This window comes from Morganella psychrotolerans, from assembly GCF_001676055.1.
GTDB classification, from domain to species: Bacteria; Pseudomonadota; Gammaproteobacteria; order Enterobacterales; family Enterobacteriaceae; genus Morganella; species Morganella psychrotolerans_B.
Genome location: NZ_LZEX01000019.1, coordinates 1 through 20,289, shown reverse-complemented (window position 1 = coordinate 20,289; position 20,289 = coordinate 1). Strand labels below are relative to the sequence as shown.

The window sequence follows — 20,289 nt, the reverse complement described above, 5'->3', positions numbered from 1 at the left end:
TTGTAATAACAGAATGATATGCACTGCACCCGTAGCTCAGCTCAGATACGAGTACCCGGCTACGAACCGAGCGGTCAGAGGTTCGAATCCTCGTCGGGTGCACCATCTTAATTTTCTTTTATTAAACGCTTTCGCACCCATAGCTCAGCTGGATAGAGTACTCGGCTACGAACCGAGCGGTCAGAGGTTCGAATCCTCTTGGGTGCACCATATAAAAACCCCACTCAATGAGTGGGGTTTTTTGTTTCCTGCATTTCCCGTCACTGAATCGTATCCGTTTTTACGTCATACTCATTATCTGAACCCTCAGAGGCTTCTTAAACTGAGCGGGTCATAATTGCGTGTAATTGGGATAACGCATCGTTATTGCTGTCTTTTCTGTTTTCCCGTTTGTGTGGGGGACGTTGAATCACAGCGACAAGATCCCGCCTTTGCGATAAAGTATCCTTCTTATGAATAACATCAATTATCAGCACGGGAGGTCGATTTGATCCCGGATGTATCTAAAGCGCTCTCATGGTTAGAGACGCACCCCCGAATTTTGAAAGGCATCAATCGTGGTATTGAGCGCGAAACACTTCGTGTCACACCCGATGGCCACCTTGCGCGTACCGGTCATCCGGACGGCTTAGGCAAATCATTAACCCATAAGTGGATCACGACAGATTTCGCTGAATCATTGCTGGAATTTATTACGCCGGTTGACTCGCGTATTGATTACACAGTGAAGTTTCTGCGTGATGTCCACCGCTACACAGCCCGTCACCTGAAAAATGAGCGTATGTGGCCGCTGAGCATGCCGTGCTTTATTGATTCAGAAGATGCCATTGAGCTGGCGCAGTTCGGCACCTCAAATGCGGGACGTTTAAAAACCCTGTACCGTGAAGGCCTGAAAAACCGCTACGGCGCGCTGATGCAGACTATTTCAGGTGTGCATTACAACTTCTCTCTGCCGATGGAATTCTGGCAGGCATGGAGTGGTGTTACCGGCGAAGAAGATGGCAAAGATAAAATTTCAGATGGTTACTTCCGCCTGATCCGCAACTACTACCGTTTTGGCTGGGTTATTCCGTATCTGTTTGGTGCATCCCCGGCAATCTGCAGTTCTTTCCTGCGCGGACGTGAAACTAATCTGCCGTTTGAAACATTACCCAAAGGCGCGTTATACCTGCCGTACGCCACGTCACTGCGTTTAAGTGACCTCGGGTATACCAATAAATCACAAAGTGATCTGAACATCACCTTCAACCATCTGGACACTTATGTCGCCGGACTGAAGAATGCAATTAAGATCCCGTCTGAAGAATTTGCCGCGATGGGATTAACCAAAGACGGAAAACACCTTCAGATCAATGCTAACGTGTTGCAGATTGAAAACGAGTTCTATGCACCTATCCGGCCCAAGCGTGTCCAGAAAGGCGATGAGTCGCCTTCTGATGCATTGCAGCGCGGTGGTGTTGAATATATTGAAGTCCGTGCGCTGGATATCAACCCGTTCTCTGCAACCGGTGTGGATGAAACTCAGATCCGTTTCCTCGACTTGTTCCTTATCTGGTGTGTACTGGCAGATGCACCGGAAATGAGTGCCGATGAGCTTGCCTGCGCCCGCCATAACTGGAATCGTGTGATTCTGGAAGGCCGGAAACCGGGTCAGGTTATCGGGATTGGCTGTGGTCGTGAAAAACAACCCTTGCAAAAAGTAGGTCACGCACTGTTTAATGACCTTCTGCGTGTTGCAGATGTGTTAGATTCCTGTTCAGCTACACATTACCGCGAAGTGTGCGAAGCATTAACAGCACAGTTTGACGATCCGGAACTGACGTTCTCGGGCCGTATGCTGGCGCTGATAAAAGAATCGGGTATCGGAAGTTATGGTCTGGCATTAGCGGACAGGTACTACGATGAGCTGAGCCACGAGCCGTATGAAGTGATCAGTGAAACTGACTTTGAAGAACAGCGGCAGGCTTCTGTTGATAAGCAAAAAGCGATGGAAGAGAGCGATACGTTGAGTTTTGATGAGTATCTGGCGCTGCATGGCGGTCGTTAGTCTCTGACAGATAAGAAAATGGCCACAAATATGTGGCCAAAAAAATATCTCAGAGAATAGGGATGATAACAAATTGCGCGTCTTTCATTACATCAGACCAGCGTATTTATAAAAAGTTTCATTCGTTCGGTTTTTTTTTACAAAAAAAAAGAGGAGCAGGAATTATGCCTTTACTGGATAGTTTTTTAGTAGACCACACACGTATGGCGGCACCTGCGGTACGCGTAGCGAAAACCATGACCACACCGGGTGGTGACACGATTACTGTTTTCGATTTGCGGTTCTGTGTTCCTAACGAAGAAATTTTACCGGAGAAAGGAACGCATACACTGGAGCATTTGTTTGCCGGTTTTATGCGTAATCATTTAAACGGCAATGGTGTTGAAATCATTGATATCTCACCAATGGGCTGCCGTACCGGATTTTATATGAGTCTGATTGGCGCACCATCAGAAACCCGTGTTGCACAAGCCTGGAAAGCGGCAATGGCAGACATTCTGGCGGTACATGACCAGGCGAAAATCCCGGAACTGAATCTGTATCAGTGCGGGACGTATCAAATGCATTCACTTGATGAAGCGCACCAGATTGCGAAAAATATCATTGAACGCGATGTGCGTGTAAACAAGAACGACGATCTGCTGTTAACTGACGATGAGTTAGAAAAACTGCACCCGTAATCTTGCTTCACCAGACAGAAAAAAACCTGCGGAGTATCAGACCGCAGGTTTTTTTTCGGGCTTATTCAGATATCAGCAGCGATATTTGCCTCTAAATGTGCCAGCGGGGTGACTTTCACGGTTTTAATGACATTTTCACCAATGGCAGTCACTTCAAACTGATAGCGGCCGATTTTGACTTTGGTATTCAGCTGCGGAATATCACCGAGCTCTTCCAGCAATAATCCGTTAATGGTGCGCGCACCTTCTTCGGGCAGAGATAACCCCAGTGCTTTATTGATTTCACGAATGTTTGTCGTGCCTTCAATCAGCATTGTGCCATCCGGTAACTGGCGCACTTCCTCTGCCAGTGACGGTGACATCGAGGTGGTGAAATCCCCGACTATCTCTTCAAGGATATCTTCCACAGAGATAAGCCCCTGAATATCACCATACTCATCAACAACTAACCCGACCTTCTCATTATTTCGCTGGAAATTAACCAGTTGGAGATTTAATGGGGTGCTGTCAGGTACAAAATAGATTTTATCCGCGGCCTTGATAAGCATTTGCTTGGTGAATTCACGCTTCTCAATCATCAGCCTGTAAGCTTCACGGACACGCAGCATGCCTATCGCATCATCCAGAGAATCGCGGTAGAGCACTATCCGTCCGTGCGGGGAGTGCGTGAGCTGGCGCAGAATTGATTTCCAGTCATCATTGATATCAATACCAATAATCTCGGTACGCGGCACCATGATTTCATCAACACTGACTTTATCGAGATCCAAAATAGAGATAAGCATGTCCTGGTTACGGCGGGAGAGCTTACCTTTGGACTCATTAACTATGGTCTTCAGTTCTTCTTTGGAGACGGCATCGCTGCGGATAACGGTTCCGCGGATACCGATACAGCGCATCAGAATCAAGGTTATGGCATTAAAGCCCCACACAACCGGCAGACAAATTTTTGACAACGGACGCAGCAGAATACTGCTGGGAAATGCGACCTGCTGCGGATAAAGTGCGGCGATAGTTTTCGGCATCACTTCAGCAAAAATCAGGATAATAAACGTCAGTACCCCCGTGGCTATCGCTACGCCGGCGTTACCGTACAAACGCATACCGACGATGGTTCCCAGCGCGGAAGCAATGATATTGACAAGGTTGTTGCCGATAAGGATAAGACTGAGCAGGCGATCGGGTTTACTCAGCAGTTTTTCGACACGCAGAGCAGATCGGTTTCCCTGTTTGGCCATATGACGTAAGCGGTACCGGTTGATTGTCATCATGCCGGTTTCTGATGCAGAAAAGTACGCTGAAATTAATACTAAAAAAATGAGAATAATAATCAGAGTGCTTGTTGAGACGTGCTCCACAGCGGTGTTCCTTCCTCATGTGATGAGCTTATATACCTTATTCATTCAAACTGCAGGTTTGTTGGCTGTGCTCAGCCTGCCTGTATCCTGAATGACATTGGGTATAGAAATAATAGATTTAGTGAATGCGTTATTTACGCATACAACATAATTTCCTGAAATAAACGGTGTCCGAAAAAGGCGAGAGTAAGAATAAATGCCCCGGCAAAGTTAAACCAGATAACCCGCTTGCCGCGCCAGCCTTCATGATAATGCCCCCACAGCAGCACGATATACACACACCAGGCAACCATCGACAGCAGGGATTTATGAATATTATCTTTATCAAAGATGTTATCCATAAAGACAATACCTGTCGCGAGTGTCAGGGTCAGCAAGACAACACCAACCTGAGTGATGTGAAACATCTTACGTTCGATAACCATTAATGGCGGCATATCCGGCGTAAACTTCAGGCGTTTATTTTTCAGCTGGTGATCCATCCAGCCTAGTTGCATGGCGTAGAGAGCAGCAATAATCAGCGTGGCGAAACTGAGCAGAGCAAGGCCAATGTGGACAAACAGAGGGACACTGGCCTGTAAATGCGTAATAAATTCGCCCGGCATCAGGGTTGCCAGGACAAGGTTTATCATCGAAAAACTGTATACGATGGGGATAAGAAACCAGGCGCGTCCCTGAAGGGCGACAACCGTCATGATAACCGAGACCATTAAACTGACCACAGAACCGAGATTGAGCAGAGTCAGGTTCTGGCCGACGCCCTGAAAAATCTGTGATTTAATCGCCATACCATGGCTTGCCAGGGCGATTACGGCGAAAAACAGCGCGAGCCGCCGGTAGCCGCGGTGATAGCGGAGCAGACCCGGCACCAGTAATACCAGACTTAACAGGTAAGCGCTTATTGCAACTACAGATATCTCAGGCATGGTGTTGTGATTATTCAGTCAGTGAAATGAAACAAAATTCATACTTCAGTATACCGCAGCCTGCCTGGCACTCCAATGATTACACGATACTTTACGTAAATCGGTTCACTGATTTGCATGAGCCCGTGTTATAATCACCGCCATCTTTTCTATTTTTAGCTCAGTTTTGGCAGAGTCGATGACATGTTTGATAATTTAACTGACAGACTTTCGCGCACCTTGCGCAATATCAGTGGTCGCGGACGACTGACGGAAGACAATATTAAAGAGACGCTGCGCGAAGTCCGCATGGCGCTTCTGGAAGCCGATGTTGCCCTGCCGGTTGTGCGGGATTTCATCAATCGTGTTAAAGAGCGCGCAGTCGGCCATGACGTTAATAAAAGCCTGACTCCGGGCCAGGAATTCGTCAAAATTGTTCAGGGCGAACTGGTTGCGGCAATGGGCGAAGAAAATAACGCCCTTGATTTATCTGCTCAGCCGCCAGCCGTTGTACTGATGGCCGGTTTGCAGGGGGCCGGTAAAACAACCAGCGTAGCAAAGCTCGGTAAATTACTGAAAGAAAAGCACAAGAAAAAAGTTCTGGTGGTGTCAGCTGACGTTTATCGCCCTGCGGCGATTAAACAGTTACAAACACTGGCAGAAACGGTGGATATCGGGTTCTTCCCGTCTGATGTTTCAGAAAAACCTATTGATATCGTCAATAGAGCGCTGAAACATGCACAGTTGCAATTCTTTGATGTCCTGCTGGTGGATACCGCGGGTCGTCTGCATGTCGATGAAGGCATGATGGATGAAATCAAAGCGCTGCACGCCGCGGTTAAGCCGGTTGAAACACTGTTTGTTGTTGATGCCATGACCGGGCAGGATGCTGCGAATACCGCAAAAGCCTTTAACGAGGCATTACCGCTGACCGGGGTTATCCTGACGAAAGTGGACGGCGACGCACGCGGCGGTGCCGCACTGTCTATCCGCCACATTACCGGCAAGCCGATTAAATTCCTGGGTGTCGGTGAAAAAACGGATGCACTTGAGCCGTTCCATCCGGATCGCGTGGCATCACGTATCCTGGGGATGGGCGATGTTCTCTCTCTGATTGAAGATATTGAGAGCAAAGTTGACCGCGACCAGGCTGAAAAACTGGCCTTAAAACTGAAGAAAGGCGATGGGTTTGATCTCAACGATTTTCTCGAACAACTGAAACAAATGCGTAACATGGGCGGCATGGCAAGTATGCTGACCAAGATGCCGGGTATGTCTCAGGTACCTGATGCGGTGAAATCGCAGATGGATGACAGCGTGCTGGTTAAAATGGAAGCAATGATTAACTCCATGACCAAGAAAGAGCGCGTCAAACCTGAAATTATCAAAGGGTCCCGCAAGCGCCGTATTGCAACGGGTTCCGGAACGCAGGTGCAGGATGTTAACCGCTTACTCAAGCAGTTTGACGACATGCAGCGCATGATGAAAAAGATGAAAAAAGGGGGCCTCGCGAAGATGATGCGGGGCATGAAAGGGATGATGCCGCCGGGTATGATGGGGCGGTAAACAAAGAAAGTCACAAAGAATAATCACTTTAGATTGATTTTTACGCCAAAGTGAGTAAACTTTTCGGGCTTTTTCTATGACAACCGGACACCATTCCTCGATGGTGTCTGGTTGTTTATAAATTCAATGAGGATGTTATGGTAACAATTCGTTTAGCTCGTGGCGGCGCAAAAAAGCGTCCGTTCTACCAAGTAGTCGTAACCGACAGTCGTAATGCACGTGACGGTCGTTTCATCGAACGCATTGGTTTCTTCAACCCTATCGCTGCTGGTAAGGCTGAAACTCTGCGCTTAGACTTAGACCGTGTTGAACACTGGGTCGGTCTGGGTGCAACTGTCTCTGATCGTGTTGCTGCACTGATCAAAGACGCTAAGAAAGCAGCTTAATCTGTCACGGTGGTAACAATGAGCAAGCACACTAATACGCAGGCACCGGCTGACCCTATTGTTCTGGGCAAACTCGGATCTTGTTACGGTATTAAAGGGTGGCTCAGAGTGTTTTCTTCCACCGAAAATGCAGAAAGTATTTTTGATTACCAGCCGTGGTTTATTCAGCGTGCCGGCGTGTGGCAACACATCGAACCGGAAGACTGGAAAAATCACAACCAGGATATGATCGTCAAACTCAAAGGGGTTGACGACAGAGATGCAGCAAATGCATTAATCAACGCAGAAATTGTGGTTGATAGTGCATTGTTACCGGAATTAGACGGCACGGATTACTACTGGAAAGACCTTATGGGCTGCCATGTTGTGACAACCGGCGGTTATGATCTCGGCACGGTGACTGAATTAATGGAAACCGGGTCGAATGATGTTCTGGTAATTAAAGCAAATCTGAAAGATGCTTTTGGTATGAAAGAGCGGTTAGTTCCGTATCTTGACGGGCAGGTTATCAGGAAAGTTGATCTCACGGCAAAACTGATTGAAGTTGAGTGGGATCCCGGTTTTTAAACCTCCGGTGATGGTTTTTTGATTTGAGTTGGATACAAAAATGTGGATTGGGGTTATAAGCCTGTTTCCTGACATGTTCCGCTCAATAACCGAGCATGGAGTGACCGGCCGGGCAGTAAAAAATGGCCTGATCAGTATTGATTGCTGGAACCCGCGTGATTACACGCATGACCGGCACCATACTGTGGACGATCGGCCCTACGGGGGCGGTCCGGGCATGCTGATGATGGTTGAGCCTTTGCGCAAAGCCATTCATGATGCAAAAGCTGCCGCAGGTGACAATGCGAAAGTGATTTATCTTTCGCCACAGGGGCGCAAACTCGATCAACAGGGAGTTTGTGAACTGGCAGCAAGTGAGAAGCTGATTCTTGTTTGCGGCCGGTATGAAGGGATTGATGAGCGCGTGATTCAAACCGAGATTGACGAAGAATGGTCAATCGGGGATTACGTGCTGAGTGGCGGTGAACTGCCTGCGATGACACTGATTGATGCGGTGTCGCGCTTTGTACCGGGTGTCCTCGGACATCAGGCATCAGCAAAAGAAGATTCATTTGCTGATGGTTTGCTTGACTGCCCGCATTACACCCGCCCTGAGGTGCTGGATGGTATGAGTGTTCCGCCGGTTTTACTGTCGGGCAACCATGCAGAAATTGATCGCTGGCGTATGAAACAGTCACTCGGTCGCACCTGGCTCAGAAGACCTGAACTTCTGGAAAGCCTAGCTCTGACTGACGAGCAAAGGATGTTGCTGGCTGATTTCCAACGGGAATATCAGACCGGAGCAACTAGTTAATCCGGACGTCCTGCGGGATGTCTTTTGAAATATCAGTTTACCTAGGGTAAGAGATTTATTATGAGCAACATTATTAAACAGATCGAAGATGAGCAGATGAAGCAAGACGTACCTTCATTCCGTGCGGGTGATTCCGTGGAAGTTAAGGTATGGGTCGTTGAAGGTTCTAAAAAACGTCTGCAGGCATTCGAGGGCGTGGTTATCGCTATCCGTAACCGCGGTCTGCACTCTGCATTCACTGTTCGCAAAATTTCTAACGGCGAAGGTGTTGAGCGTGTATTCCAGACTCACTCACCTGTTATCGATAGCATCAGCGTTAAGCGCCGTGGTGCCGTTCGTCGTGCTAAACTGTACTACCTGCGTGAGCGTTCAGGTAAGGCAGCTCGTATTAAAGAGCGTTTGAACGCAAGATAATGCGCAAGCATCCGATATGATAATAAAAGGCCAGCCACGTGCTGGCCTTTTTTATCGTTATTCCACAGGATTCTGCACCGTGGTAATATTTTATTTTTCTGTCTGACAATTTTTCGTTGTTATCCTCTGTTGTTCTCTTCTTAATTCCTTTATTTTTCGTAAATATTTATTTACATCGTGTCGCTTTTTGCCTTTTTTCAATGTACAGATAACGTCATTACCTTAATTTGTTTGCTTCGAATAAATTATGTTATTTATCATGGTGATGTGTTTGTTTGTTTTTTTGTTTTTTTTATAGGTAAAGATAACTACCGGCTGGTGTTTTAAACTAAAAAATAAATAATGTAATTAAAAATGTACGAAATGATAAATATTTTACATATTCGGATTGAATTATTTACGAAGGATGTTATGGTGTTTTCTCAGACATTCAACACGTAATCCATTTTTTGTAAAATTCAGCAGGAAGACACCATGATCATGCAAAAAGATGCACTCAATAATGTACATATCAGTGATGAAATTATTTTAATCTCACCGGAAGAGCTGAAACAAAAGTACCCGTTGAGTCATAACGACCAGCATGCCATTGCAAATGCGCGTAAAACGATCGCGGATATTGTTCATCACCGTGATCCCCGTTTATTAGTGGTCTGCGGTCCGTGCTCTATCCATGATACGGAGGCCGCACTGGTGTACGCGCGTCGTCTGAAAGAATTATCTGCTGAGTTGAGTGACAGCCTGTATATCGTGATGCGTGTCTATTTTGAGAAACCACGGACCACCGTGGGCTGGAAAGGGCTTATCAGTGATCCGTTTATGGACGGTTCTTTTGAGATGGAAAAAGGGCTGCACATTGCCCGTAAACTGCTGGTTGATCTGGTTCAGATGGGACTGCCGCTGGCAGGTGAAGCACTCGATCCGAATAACCCGCAATACCTGGGGGATTTATTCAGTTGGTCTGCGATTGGTGCGCGTACCACGGAATCTCAGACACACCGCGAAATGGCATCCGGGTTATCTATGCCGGTCGGCTTTAAAAACGGAACTGACGGCAGTCTGAGTACCGCGATTAATGCACTGAAAGCGGCCTCAATGCCACACCGCTTTATGGGTATTAATCAATCCGGGCAAATTTGCCTGTTACAGACACAGGGTAATCCGAACGGACATGTGATCCTGCGCGGCGGAAAACAGCCTAACTACCATCCGGAAGATGTGCAGGAGTGTGAGGCACAAATGGAAAAAGCGGGCCTGGTACCTTCTCTGATGGTGGATTGCAGCCATGGCAATTCAGATAAAGATTACCGCCGCCAGCCGGTAGTGATTGAGTCTGTCGCAGAACAAATTTGTGCGGGAAACAGCTCCATCACCGGTATTATGGTGGAAAGTAATATTAATGAAGGCAATCAATCCTCTGAACAGCCGCGTAATACCATGAAATACGGCGTATCAGTCACGGATGCCTGCATCAGCTGGGAAACCACAGAAGCGGTGCTGCGTCAGTTACATCAGCAAATTACCCCGGAACTGACAAAGCGCGTCGTCCGGTTACAGCAGGCAGGATAACTAAAACAGGGTAGGCAGTATGTCCGGCGTATTAACACATTTACGTGATCAAATTGATGAAGTCGATAAATCGTTGCTGACATTGCTGGCAAAGCGTCTGCAATTAGTGGCAGATGTCGGTGAGGTGAAAAGTCAGCACGGACTGCCGGTTTATGCGCCTGACCGGGAGGCCGCAATGCTGGCATCCCGGCGCAGGGAAGCTGAATCACTCGGTGTTCCGCCGGATCTGATTGAGGATATTCTGCGCCGGATCATGCGGGAATCCTATTCCCGTGAGAATGATAAGGGCTTTAAAAAACTCAATGAGCATGCCCGCCCGGTTGTGATTGTCGGCGGTAACGGCAAAATGGGGCAGTTGTTCCGCAGGATGCTGGAACTGTCCGGTTATACGGTCCGCAGCCTGGACAGCGGAGACTGGGATAATGCAGCTGAGCTGGTTCAGGATGCCGGCATGGTAATCATCAGTGTGCCTATCCACCTGACAGAGCAGGTAATTAAGCAGCTTCCTCCGCTGGCAGATGATTGCCTTTTGGTTGATCTTACCTCTGTCAAGGAAGGGCCGTTACAGGCAATGATGGCGGTTCACAGCGGACCGGTGCTCGGATTGCACCCGATGTTCGGACCGGATGTCAGTAGCTTCGCCAAGCAGGTGGTTGCGTTTTGTGATGGTCGTTATCCGGAGCAATACCAGTGGTTTCTTGAGCAAATTGCCGTATGGGGCGCACATTTACAGGGCATAAAAGCGCATGAGCACGATCGTAATATGCGCTATATCCAGGCTCTGCGCCACTTTACCAGTTTTGCTTACGGCCGTTATCTGGCAAAGAAAAACGTCGATCTTTCGCAGCTATTGTCGTTATCATCGCCTATCTACCGGCTTGAGCTGGTGATGGTCGGGCGGTTGTTTGCCCAGGATCCGCAGTTATATGCAGATATTATTATGTCTTCAGAAAGTAATCTCGATGTGATTGAAGATTATCACCGCGAGTTTGGTGAGGCGCTTTTGGTGCTGGAAAACCGGGACAAAGCAGAATTTATCGCCCAATTCTCGTCGGTCAGTGAGTGGTTTGGTGAGCACGCACAGCACTTTATGAAAGAGAGCAACCGGTTATTACCGCAGGCGAATGACAGCAGACGTTGATACTATTCAGCGCGAAATAAAAAAGCGGATGATATCATCCGCTTTTTACTTTACGTACGTTGACGTGTTAACTAAGCGCGATCAACCGGGAACGCAATTACATCACTGATCCGCTCAGCACCCAGTGCCAGCATAATCAGACGATCGACGCCGAGTGCAACACCGGCACATTCAGGGAAACCATGCTCAAGGGCAGCCAGCAGATTTTCATCAATAGGTTGCTCCGCCAGACCCAGACTTGCCCGTTTACGGTTGTCCCGTTCGAAACGCTGACGTTGTTCGGCGGCATCAGTCAGTTCACGGAAACCATTTGCCAGTTCGACACCTTTGTAATACACCTCAAAGCGCTCGGCAACACGGTGATCTTCAGAACTGATCTCCGCCAGAGATGCCTGGCTTGCCGGGAAGTGGTAAACAAAGGTCGGTTTTTCCAGCCCGATATGTGGCTCCACACCTACCATAAACAGCAATTGCAGCAGGATATCGCGATCCTCTTCCGTATCGGCAATATTACTGACATCCAGCTTTGCCGCGACTTCACGCAGTTTTTCTTTTTCGGCTGTCAGCGGATCAATATCCAGATAGCGGAGAAAAGCCTGCTGATAGGATAACGATTCAGCACTTTCACACTCTAAAATTTGCTGAAGTAAGTCATCAACCTCATTTATCAGACGGTACATATCATAATGAGGACGATACCATTCAAGCAGGGTAAATTCCGGATTGTGATAACGTCCGGCTTCCTCATTACGATAACTGCGCGCCATCTGATAAATAGGGCCGCTTCCCGCTGCCAGCAACCGCTTCATGTGGTACTCAGGGCTGGTCATCAGATAAAGAGTTAATCCCTGTGCGGCTCCCGGGCCGACAAACTGTGTTTCAAAAGCACGCAGATGGACATCGGTGACGGTCGCCTGACTCATGGTCGGCGTTTCGACTTCTAATACACCTCTGTCTGCAAAAAAATGTCTGATTTCGTTAACAATTTTTGCGCGTTTTAATAGATTGGCTATCGGGGCAGTCGGCTGCCAGCCCGCAATATCACTCATGCCGGAGAACTCCGAATAAAAATAAAGGGTGCAGTTTACCTGTAACCTCTGGTGGTGACAAATGGATATACCCTTATTCATTCAAGCCGCAGGTTCGTTGGCTGCACAGGGGTACCATCCTGCGCAGTAATAATCAGTCAGTCGATTAAGGCTGGCGGTACATGCTCACCGGGGTAGCTGCCGAGTACTTTGACAGAACGGGTGATAGCCTGTAACGCTTTCAGTGCTTTTTGCATACCGACAGAGCGCAGGTTGGCATGAACATCAATATAAAACATCTCTTCCCACGGTGTGCCGTTGATAGGACGCGATTCCAGTTTGCTCATTACTATATTGTGTTCTTTAAGGATAATCAGTGCATCAACCAGGGCGCCGGCCTGTTGTCCGGTCGCCATCAGCAGCGTAGTTTTTGCCGGAACCTGTTCGGCGACATCAATAGGGTGGCGGGCTATCACAATAAAGCGCGTCATATTGGTCTGCTGGTTCGCCAGGTTATCGGCTATAGCTTGTAAACCATAAAGCACGCCACCGGCTTCACTGCCGAGTGCCGCAACATCCGGGCGCCCCAGTGCCGCGACTTTTTTCATGGCCGCAGCGGTACTTTCACAATATTCAATCTTCCACTGTGGAAACTGGTTCAGATACTGGCTGCATTGCTCGAAAGGCTGAGGGTGACTGTAAACAGTGGTGATCGCCGTGAGATCTGTCCCGGGCAGTGCCAGCAACCCGTGATTTACCGGCAGACGCAATTCCCCGACTATCGACAGCGGGGTGGTTTGCAGTAAATCATAGACATCATTAATCGCACCGGAACTGGTATTTTCAAGCGGCAGCATGCCGTAATCGGCTTGCCCGCTTTCAATTAATTCAAAAATATCGCGAAATTTCCGGCAACTGCATTCAGTCATATGATCAAAATGACGGGCTGCGTACTGGCGTGCAGCAACATGTGAATAGGAACCTTTCGGACCGAGGAAAGCTATCCGTGCACTGTTATCCGGTGTCTGGTTCAGGTGTTTTTGTAAAATCGCCTGCTGGGTTAAAACCGAGTCTTCAATAATCAGCTGGAACAGGCGGGTGATATAAAATCCGTCCAATCCTGCGGTCTTTCCCCTGCGGATAAGCACATCCAGCAGTTCGCGTTCGCGGTTTTTATCGCGGATAGGACGGTTGTCCTGCAATTTTGTCTGTGCAACAGCGGCGGCGAGCTGACGGCGTTTAGCCAGCAGATCCAATAACTGTGCATCTAACTGACTGATGTGTTCCCGTATGGCTAAAAGGTCATTCATATTCCGTCCTCAAAAAACTGACTTTCCGGCGATAAAAAAGCCTCCGCAGAGGGAGGCTTTTATGTGCGTCTTCGTTTTCTTTCCCGAACGACAAAAAGCCTCGTCAGCAGAAGTTAAAAAAGAAAAGGAAGAAACAGTTACGCAGGATCATGGTCAGTGGTTTATCCGTTATGTCAGGTGATATGAATCAATTAACCCGATGTACGCCCGGGTGTCAACTAAAAAAAACGCGCCCGGAGGGCGCGCAGAGACAAAACTAAACGTATTATATTTTTTATTCTGTTGGTTCCGCGTCAGATTCGAAGTCTGCTTCTTTGACGCTGCTGTCAGCACGGCGGGCTTCGCCTTTGTGCTGCGCTTTATTCAGTTGCCGTTCTAATTTTGCCAACAGGTCATTGATGGCGGCATACATATCAGCATGCTTTGCACTGGCAACTAAATTTCCATTCGGTGTGCTGATAGTGGCATCAACCACAAAACCCTGCGGATCTTTCGCCAGGATGATATGCGGATTGATTAAAGGAACCTGCCATTTATTCAGCTTATCCAGACGGCTTTCAACATGATCCCGTATTGCTTGGGTGATCTCCATTTGTTTGCTGGTGATATTCACATTCATAGTGACCTCTCTTTGTTACATCCGTCTTGTTGAACTACAGAGTACGTGGATGCTGACAAGAAAAAATTGATCGCCGTCACTATTATTTTTTAGTTTTTTCAAGACGTTATATTTTTGTGATTCGGATAGAGAATCCGGATGATACAACTTGCGGCGGTGAAGGGAATCGTGCATGATTGATAAGTTGGCTGATCGCGTATTCTTTGCAAAGAGAAAACGGACAGCCATTTTTTATGGGCGAAGTGCTGATGCCGGACATAAAAAAACCACCGGCAGGCCGGTGGTTTCTTAATCAAATGAGTAAAATGAACTCAGTTTTTCGGGTTGGCCGCAATTAATTGTGCAACTTTTCCGGCTTCTGCCGTTAACCCTAACTCTTTATAGGCATTTTCCATCAGCGGAAGCGCCTGACGTGTTGCCATCGTATCCGGATAATCGCGCAGCATTAGCTCAGCACGATTAATCACCGCGACATATGCCCCGCGTTTCGTGTAGAATTTCGCAACGGCCAGCTCAAAGGCAGCCAGGCGGTCTTTCAGGAAAACCAGACGTTTTGCTGTGTCAGTTGAATAGATACTGTTCGGGTAGTAACGCAGTAACTGACTGAAATCCTGGAATGCCACGCGTGCGTTTTGTGGGTCACGGTCTGCACGATCGATACCAAAGAAACTCTGTAGCATGTTATCATCCAGTGCCTGTGCGGTCAGACCGCGCATGTACAGGACATAATCGATGTTCGGGTGTGTCGGGTTCAGGCGCATAAAGCGGTCAATCGAGGCCAGTGCCATCTGTAAATCGCCGGCTTTGTAGTAGGCGTAAATCAGATCAAGCTGAACCTGCTGCGAATACGGGCCGAAAGGAAAACGGTTATCGAGGGTCTCAAGCTGCGTGATTGCCCCTTTATAGTTACCGTCCTGTAATTTCTCCTGACCGACAGCGTAAAGCTCTGACGGGGATGCATCCGGGAGAATTTCCTTGTTACCGGAACAGCCGGACAACATGAGGCTTAGCGTGGCTGCAGCCACGAGATATTTCATACGTATCATCACGTGTTGATTATCCTCTGAATATTTTTTAGGGAGCACTCCGTTGTCGCTCCCGGTAGCGATCGCGATACAATAGCACATAGTTTAAATGAAACGGTCTTGCCGTTCAAAATATAACTTTCAGATACAGAGACAAATATGGCTCAAGAAATACAACTTACCGCAACTATTGATGATTCTCAGCTCGGTCAGCGTTTAGATCAGGCTTTAGCGGAATTGTTCCCTGACTATTCACGTTCACGCATAAAAGAGTGGATTTTAGATAACAGAGTTCAGGTTAACGGGCAGCTTGTCAATAAACCGAAAGAAAAAATGCTGGGCAGAGAGCAAATCAGTATTGATGCGCTGATCGAAGAAGATGTCCGGTTCCTGCCGCAGGATCTGCCGCTGAACATTGTTTATGAAGATGATGACATCCTGGTTATCAATAAGCCGCGCGGCTTTGTTGTCCATCCGGGCGCAGGTAATCCGGACGGCACCGTTCTGAATGCGCTGCTGTATCACTATCCGGAAATTGCGGATGTACCGCGTGCGGGGATTGTTCACCGTCTGGATAAAGACACTACCGGCCTTATGGTTGTGGCAAAAACAGTTCCGGCACAGACCCGTCTGGTGGAATCACTTCAGTTACGGGAAATCACCCGTGAATATGAAGCAGTGGCAACCGGGCGCATGACCGCCGGCGGCAAAGTGGAAGAGCCTATCTCGCGTCACTCCACAAAACGTACTCACATGGCAGTAAACCCGATGGGTAAACCGGCGGTAACACATTACCGTGTGATGGAGCACTTCCGTGCCCATACCCGTCTGCGCCTGCGTCTGGAAACCGGACGTACTCACCAGATCCGCGTACATATGGCGTATATTAATCACCCGCTGGTGGGGGATCAACTGTACGGCGGGCGTCCGCGTCCTCTTAAAGGGGCAAGTGATGAATTCCGCGATGAGATGCGTGAATTTGACCGCCAGGCACTGCATGCAACAATGCTGCGTCTCTATCACCCGATTTCCGGTATTCAGATGGAGTGGCATGCGCCGATCCCTGATGATATGGTGAAACTTATTGCCGTTCTGAAAGCGGATGCACAAGCCCATCAGGACGATATGGACTGGTAAGGAATAACAATGACAGCACTGCTCACTCCTGAATGGCCGGTTCCTGCACAAGTTACTGCGTGTAGTACATTACGCCGGGGCGGTGTCAGTCAGCCGCCGTTTGACAGCTTAAACCTGGGGTTGCATGTCGGTGATTCGCCCGCAGATGTTGCCCGTAACCGGGAGATTCTGGCGATATCCGCCGGGTTTCCTGATACGCCGTTCTGGCTTAATCAGGTTCACGGCACAGCGGTTGCGGTATTAGATAACACCACACCGCCCGGGCCTGAAGCGGATGCGGTGTATACCCGCACGCCGGGCAAAGTGTGTGCCATTATGACAGCCGATTGCCTGCCGGTACTGTTCTGCTCCCGTGACGGGCGCGAAGTTGCCGGTGCACATGCCGGCTGGCGGGGTTTGTGTGCCGGTGTGCTGGAAAGCACGCTGGCCTGTTTTTCTGCCGCACCATCAGAGATTATGGCGTGGCTGGGACCGGCTATCGGCCCGCAGCAATTTGAAGTGGGCGCTGAAGTCCGTGAGGCCTTTATCGCGCACTCCCCGCAGGCGGCTTCTTCTTTTATTCCCCGTGGTGATAAATATCTTGCGGATATTTACGGGCTTGCCCGTCAGCGCCTTGAGCAACAGGGCGTGCCCGCCATTTACGGCGGTACCGAATGTACCGTCAGTGACCCGGCGCGTTTTTTCTCTTATCGTCGTGATGCCCGCACCGGACGAATGGCGTCTTTTATCTGGATCACCCCGCCTCATCAGTCATAACGTTTCAGATTTACCCTTATTCATTCAATTTGCAGGTTTGTTGGCGGCGCCGAGCCTGCCTGCATCCTGAATGATGTTAGGTATACGCATAATATTTGCTATTTTTTCGAAAATTGACTTGAATATTTGACAAAAGTCCTCATTTAGTACTTAGCAAAAATTCAAAGCCACTTTTGGGAGGTGTTATGCGTTTGGATCGTTTTACGAATAAATTCCAGCAAGCGCTTGCCGATGCTCAGTCCCTCGCGGTCGGGCACAGCAATCAATTTATTGAACCCACTCATTTACTGTCAGCCTTTTTACATCAGGAAGGCGGGTCTGTGCGTCCGTTACTGACATCAGCCGGGGCGAATATTGCACAACTGAATCAGAAAATTGATGAAGCTGTAGATCGTTTACCGCAGGTGCAGGGGGCTGACGGCGATGTGCAACCCTCGAATGATTTAATTCGTCACCTGAATATCTGTGACCAAATAGCACAGAAACAAAATGATGCGTATATCGCATCCGAAATATTTGTTCAGGCTGTTTTAGAGAGTAACAGCTCATTAGCTGACATAGTAAAAGCAGCCGGTATTAATAAAACTACATTGAAGAAGGCTATCGACATTATGCGTAATGGTGAAAATGTAAATGACCAGGGCGCGGAAGATCAGCGTCAGGCCCTGAAAAAATATACGATTGATTTAACTGAACGTGCGGAGTCCGGCAAACTGGACCCGGTTATCGGGCGTGACGAAGAGATCCGCCGTGCCATCCAGGTACTGCAACGCAGAACGAAAAATAACCCTGTGCTTATCGGGGAACCCGGTGTCGGTAAAACCGCCATCGTGGAAGGACTGGCTCAGCGTATCGTCAACGGCGAAGTACCGGAAGGACTGAAAAATAAACGCGTTCTTTCTTTGGATCTCGGGGCGTTACTGGCGGGTGCCAAATACCGCGGTGATTTTGAAGAGCGCCTGAAAGCCGTGCTGAATGAGTTATCTAAAGAAGAAGGTAACGTCATCCTCTTTATAGATGAGCTGCATACCATGGTCGGCGCCGGTAAAGCGGACGGTGCTATGGATGCGGGAAATATGTTAAAACCGGCACTGGCCCGTGGTGAGCTGCACTGTGTGGGTGCGACGACCCTGGACGAGTATCGCCAGTATATAGAGAAAGATGCGGCATTAGAGCGCCGTTTCCAGAAAGTCTATGTGGCAGAGCCGACAGTTGAAGATACCATCGCTATCCTGCGTGGTCTGAAAGAACGTTATGAGCTGCATCACCATGTGCAGATAACCGATCCGGCTATCGTTGCGGCGGCAACATTATCGCACCGTTATATTTCGGATCGTATGTTACCGGACAAAGCAATTGACCTGATTGATGAGGCGGGCGCCAGTCTGCGTATGCAGATGGACTCCAAACCGGAATCCCTCGACAGACTTGACCGTCGTATCATTCAGTTAAAACTGGAGCAGCAGGCACTGAAAAAAGAGTCTGATGATGCCAGTAAAAAACGTCTGGAAATGCTTGAGCAGGAGTTGTCAGAGAAAGAGCGTGAATATGCGTCTCTGGAAGAAGAGTGGAAAGCGGAAAAAGCCACACTCTCCGGCACTCAGAATATTAAAGCTGAACTGGAACAGGCAAAAACCGCACTGGAACAAGCCCGCCGTAACGGGGATCTGACCAAAATGTCAGAACTTCAGTATGGCGCTATTCCGGAGCTGGAAAAACAACTGGCGGCAGCAAATTCAGTTGAAGATAAAGAAATGAAGTTGCTGCGTAACAAAGTGACGGATGTGGAAATCGCAGAAATTCTGGCGCGCTGGACCGGGATACCTGTCTCCCGCATGCTGGAAGGTGAGCGTGAGAAACTGCTGCGTATGGAGCAGATGCTGCACAGCCGGCTGATTGGGCAGAATGAAGCGGTCGAAGCTGTATCAAATGCTATCCGCCGCAGCCGGGCCGGGTTATCAGATCCTAATCGTCCGATTGGTTCGTTCCTGTTCCTGGGGCCGACCGGGGTGGGTAAAACGGAGTTATGTAAAGCGCTGGCTGATTTCATGTTCGACAGTGATGACGCGATGGTGCGTATTGATATGTCCGAGTTTATGGAGAAACACTCTGTGGCACGGCTTATCGGGGCGCCTCCGGGATATGTCGGTTATGAAGAGGGTGGTTATCTGACCGAAGCTGTTCGTCGCCGGCCTTATTCTGTGATCCTGCTCGATGAAGTTGAAAAAGCGCATCCGGATGTTTTCAACATCTTATTACAGGTGCTGGATGACGGACGACTGACTGACGGACAGGGGCGTACCGTCGATTTCCGTAATACAGTTGTGATTATGACATCTAACTTAGGTTCTGATCGCATTCAGGAGTACTTTGGTGAACTGGATTACGATGCAATGAAAGGTGCGGTCATGGAAGTGGTATCTCATCACTTCAGACCTGAGTTTATCAACCGTATTGATGATGTGGTGGTATTCCATCCGTTGGCAAAAGAGCAGATCCATGCAATTGCACAGATCCAGCTCAAACGGTTGTATAAACGCCTGGAAGAGCATGGTTATCAGGCTTCGATCACTGAGAGTGCTCTGGATAAACTGGCTGAAGCCGGATTTGACCCGCTTTACGGGGCGCGTCCTTTGAAAAGGGCTATCCAGCAGGAAATCGAAAACCCGATGGCGCAGGCTATGTTGTCAGGTAAATTGATTCCGGGTAAACCTGTCACTCTGGACTTAGTTGATGGTGTGATAACCGCGAAACAATAAATATAAAACAGCATTACCCAAAAAAGGGGCGCGAAAGCGCCCCTTTTTTGTTCATTCTGACGTTAAAATAAGCATGAGTACGGGGTTTTGTTTTATTTTTAAGCAAACAGAAAAAAAATTGAAATTAGCCCTTGCGGTCAGACAGAAACTCCCTATAATGCGCCCTCACTGACACGGAACAACACGCTGACAAGCGCGCCGACAGTAGAGAAAAGCGAAAAAAGTTGAA

At 48.5% G+C, this 20,289-nt stretch carries 18 protein-coding genes, 2 tRNA genes and 1 other annotated feature; of the genes, 14 read left to right on the top strand and 6 right to left on the bottom strand.

Annotated elements, in window-relative coordinates; all coding sequences use genetic code 11:
* Window positions 1-25 precede the first annotated feature (25 nt).
* From AYY17_RS11805 to luxS, 4 genes are all read left to right on the top strand, one after another.
* A tRNA-Arg gene (locus tag AYY17_RS11805) sits at window positions 26-105 on the top strand.
* 28 nt (window positions 106-133) lie between these two features.
* Window positions 134-210 (top strand) — tRNA-Arg (locus AYY17_RS11800).
* Window positions 211-487: 277 nt separating this feature from the next.
* Window positions 488-2,047, top strand: a complete 1,560-nt coding sequence (gene gshA, locus AYY17_RS11795; RefSeq protein ID WP_067423926.1) for a glutamate--cysteine ligase — start codon at window positions 488-490, stop codon at window positions 2,045-2,047.
* A gap of 164 nt (window positions 2,048-2,211) precedes the next feature.
* Window positions 2,212-2,727, top strand: coding sequence for an S-ribosylhomocysteine lyase (gene luxS, locus AYY17_RS11790; RefSeq protein ID WP_067423924.1), 516 nt, complete (start codon window positions 2,212-2,214; stop codon window positions 2,725-2,727).
* Between the two features lie 65 nt (window positions 2,728-2,792).
* Here luxS and AYY17_RS11785 read toward each other — a convergent pair whose 3' ends face one another.
* The gene (locus tag AYY17_RS11785) at window positions 2,793-4,085 is read right to left on the bottom strand and encodes a CNNM domain-containing protein (RefSeq protein ID WP_067423922.1); all 1,293 of its coding nucleotides are present in this window, start codon (window positions 4,083-4,085) and stop codon (window positions 2,793-2,795) included.
* A 134-nt stretch (window positions 4,086-4,219) separates the two neighbouring features.
* Window positions 4,220-5,011, bottom strand: coding sequence for a cytochrome C assembly family protein (locus AYY17_RS11780; RefSeq protein ID WP_067402090.1), 792 nt, complete (start codon window positions 5,009-5,011; stop codon window positions 4,220-4,222).
* A gap of 183 nt (window positions 5,012-5,194) precedes the next feature.
* Between AYY17_RS11780 and ffh the strand changes: the two genes are divergently transcribed.
* The 7 genes from ffh (at window position 5,195) to tyrA (ending at window position 11,426) form a co-directional block, all read left to right on the top strand.
* On the top strand, window positions 5,195-6,556 hold the full coding sequence (gene ffh, locus AYY17_RS11775) for a signal recognition particle protein (protein WP_067423920.1): 1,362 nt from the start codon (window positions 5,195-5,197) through the stop codon (window positions 6,554-6,556).
* Window positions 6,557-6,693: 137 nt separating this feature from the next.
* Window positions 6,694-6,942, top strand: a complete 249-nt coding sequence (gene rpsP / locus AYY17_RS11770; protein ID WP_067367409.1) for a 30S ribosomal protein S16 — start codon at window positions 6,694-6,696, stop codon at window positions 6,940-6,942.
* 18 nt (window positions 6,943-6,960) lie between these two features.
* The gene (gene rimM, locus AYY17_RS11765) at window positions 6,961-7,509 is read left to right on the top strand and encodes a ribosome maturation factor RimM (protein ID WP_067402096.1); all 549 of its coding nucleotides are present in this window, start codon (window positions 6,961-6,963) and stop codon (window positions 7,507-7,509) included.
* A 40-nt stretch (window positions 7,510-7,549) separates the two neighbouring features.
* Complete coding sequence (gene trmD / locus AYY17_RS11760; RefSeq protein WP_067402099.1) at window positions 7,550-8,302, top strand: tRNA (guanosine(37)-N1)-methyltransferase TrmD; 753 nt, start codon at window positions 7,550-7,552, stop codon at window positions 8,300-8,302.
* Window positions 8,303-8,362: 60 nt separating this feature from the next.
* The gene (rplS, locus tag AYY17_RS11755) at window positions 8,363-8,716 is read left to right on the top strand and encodes a 50S ribosomal protein L19 (protein ID WP_067402101.1); all 354 of its coding nucleotides are present in this window, start codon (window positions 8,363-8,365) and stop codon (window positions 8,714-8,716) included.
* Window positions 8,717-9,190: 474 nt separating this feature from the next.
* Window positions 9,191-10,285 (top strand): 3-deoxy-7-phosphoheptulonate synthase, encoded by a 1,095-nt coding sequence (locus AYY17_RS11750; protein WP_067423918.1) that lies wholly within the window; start codon window positions 9,191-9,193, stop codon window positions 10,283-10,285.
* 19 nt (window positions 10,286-10,304) lie between these two features.
* Complete coding sequence (tyrA, locus tag AYY17_RS11745; RefSeq protein ID WP_067423916.1) at window positions 10,305-11,426, top strand: bifunctional chorismate mutase/prephenate dehydrogenase; 1,122 nt, start codon at window positions 10,305-10,307, stop codon at window positions 11,424-11,426.
* A 71-nt stretch (window positions 11,427-11,497) separates the two neighbouring features.
* On the opposite strand, the gene epmA is transcribed toward tyrA, so the two are convergent.
* The 4 genes from epmA to bamD all read right to left on the bottom strand — a co-directional run bounded on the left by epmA (window position 11,498) and on the right by bamD (window position 15,429).
* A complete protein-coding gene (gene epmA, locus AYY17_RS11740; RefSeq protein WP_067402108.1) occupies window positions 11,498-12,475 on the bottom strand; it encodes an elongation factor P--(R)-beta-lysine ligase in 978 nt (325 codons plus the stop codon).
* 137 nt (window positions 12,476-12,612) lie between these two features.
* Window positions 12,613-13,764: a bifunctional chorismate mutase/prephenate dehydratase gene (gene pheA, locus AYY17_RS11735; RefSeq protein ID WP_067423914.1), complete on the bottom strand. Its 1,152-nt coding sequence runs from the start codon at window positions 13,762-13,764 to the stop codon at window positions 12,613-12,615.
* A gap of 30 nt (window positions 13,765-13,794) precedes the next feature.
* Window positions 13,795-13,916: a sequence feature (Phe leader region), on the bottom strand.
* Between the two features lie 122 nt (window positions 13,917-14,038).
* Window positions 14,039-14,383, bottom strand: a complete 345-nt coding sequence (gene raiA, locus AYY17_RS11730) for a ribosome-associated translation inhibitor RaiA (RefSeq protein WP_067423912.1) — start codon at window positions 14,381-14,383, stop codon at window positions 14,039-14,041.
* Between the two features lie 311 nt (window positions 14,384-14,694).
* Window positions 14,695-15,429, bottom strand: a complete 735-nt coding sequence (bamD, locus tag AYY17_RS11725; protein WP_067423911.1) for an outer membrane protein assembly factor BamD — start codon at window positions 15,427-15,429, stop codon at window positions 14,695-14,697.
* Between the two features lie 138 nt (window positions 15,430-15,567).
* Between bamD and rluD the strand changes: the two genes are divergently transcribed.
* From rluD to clpB, 3 genes are all read left to right on the top strand, one after another.
* A complete protein-coding gene (gene rluD / locus AYY17_RS11720) occupies window positions 15,568-16,545 on the top strand; it encodes a 23S rRNA pseudouridine(1911/1915/1917) synthase RluD (protein ID WP_067402120.1) in 978 nt (325 codons plus the stop codon).
* A 9-nt stretch (window positions 16,546-16,554) separates the two neighbouring features.
* Window positions 16,555-17,301: a purine nucleoside phosphorylase YfiH gene (gene yfiH / locus AYY17_RS11715; RefSeq protein WP_067423909.1), complete on the top strand. Its 747-nt coding sequence runs from the start codon at window positions 16,555-16,557 to the stop codon at window positions 17,299-17,301.
* A 185-nt stretch (window positions 17,302-17,486) separates the two neighbouring features.
* Complete coding sequence (gene clpB, locus AYY17_RS11710) at window positions 17,487-20,060, top strand: ATP-dependent chaperone ClpB (RefSeq protein ID WP_067423907.1); 2,574 nt, start codon at window positions 17,487-17,489, stop codon at window positions 20,058-20,060.
* The last annotated feature ends 229 nt before the right edge of the window (window positions 20,061-20,289 follow it).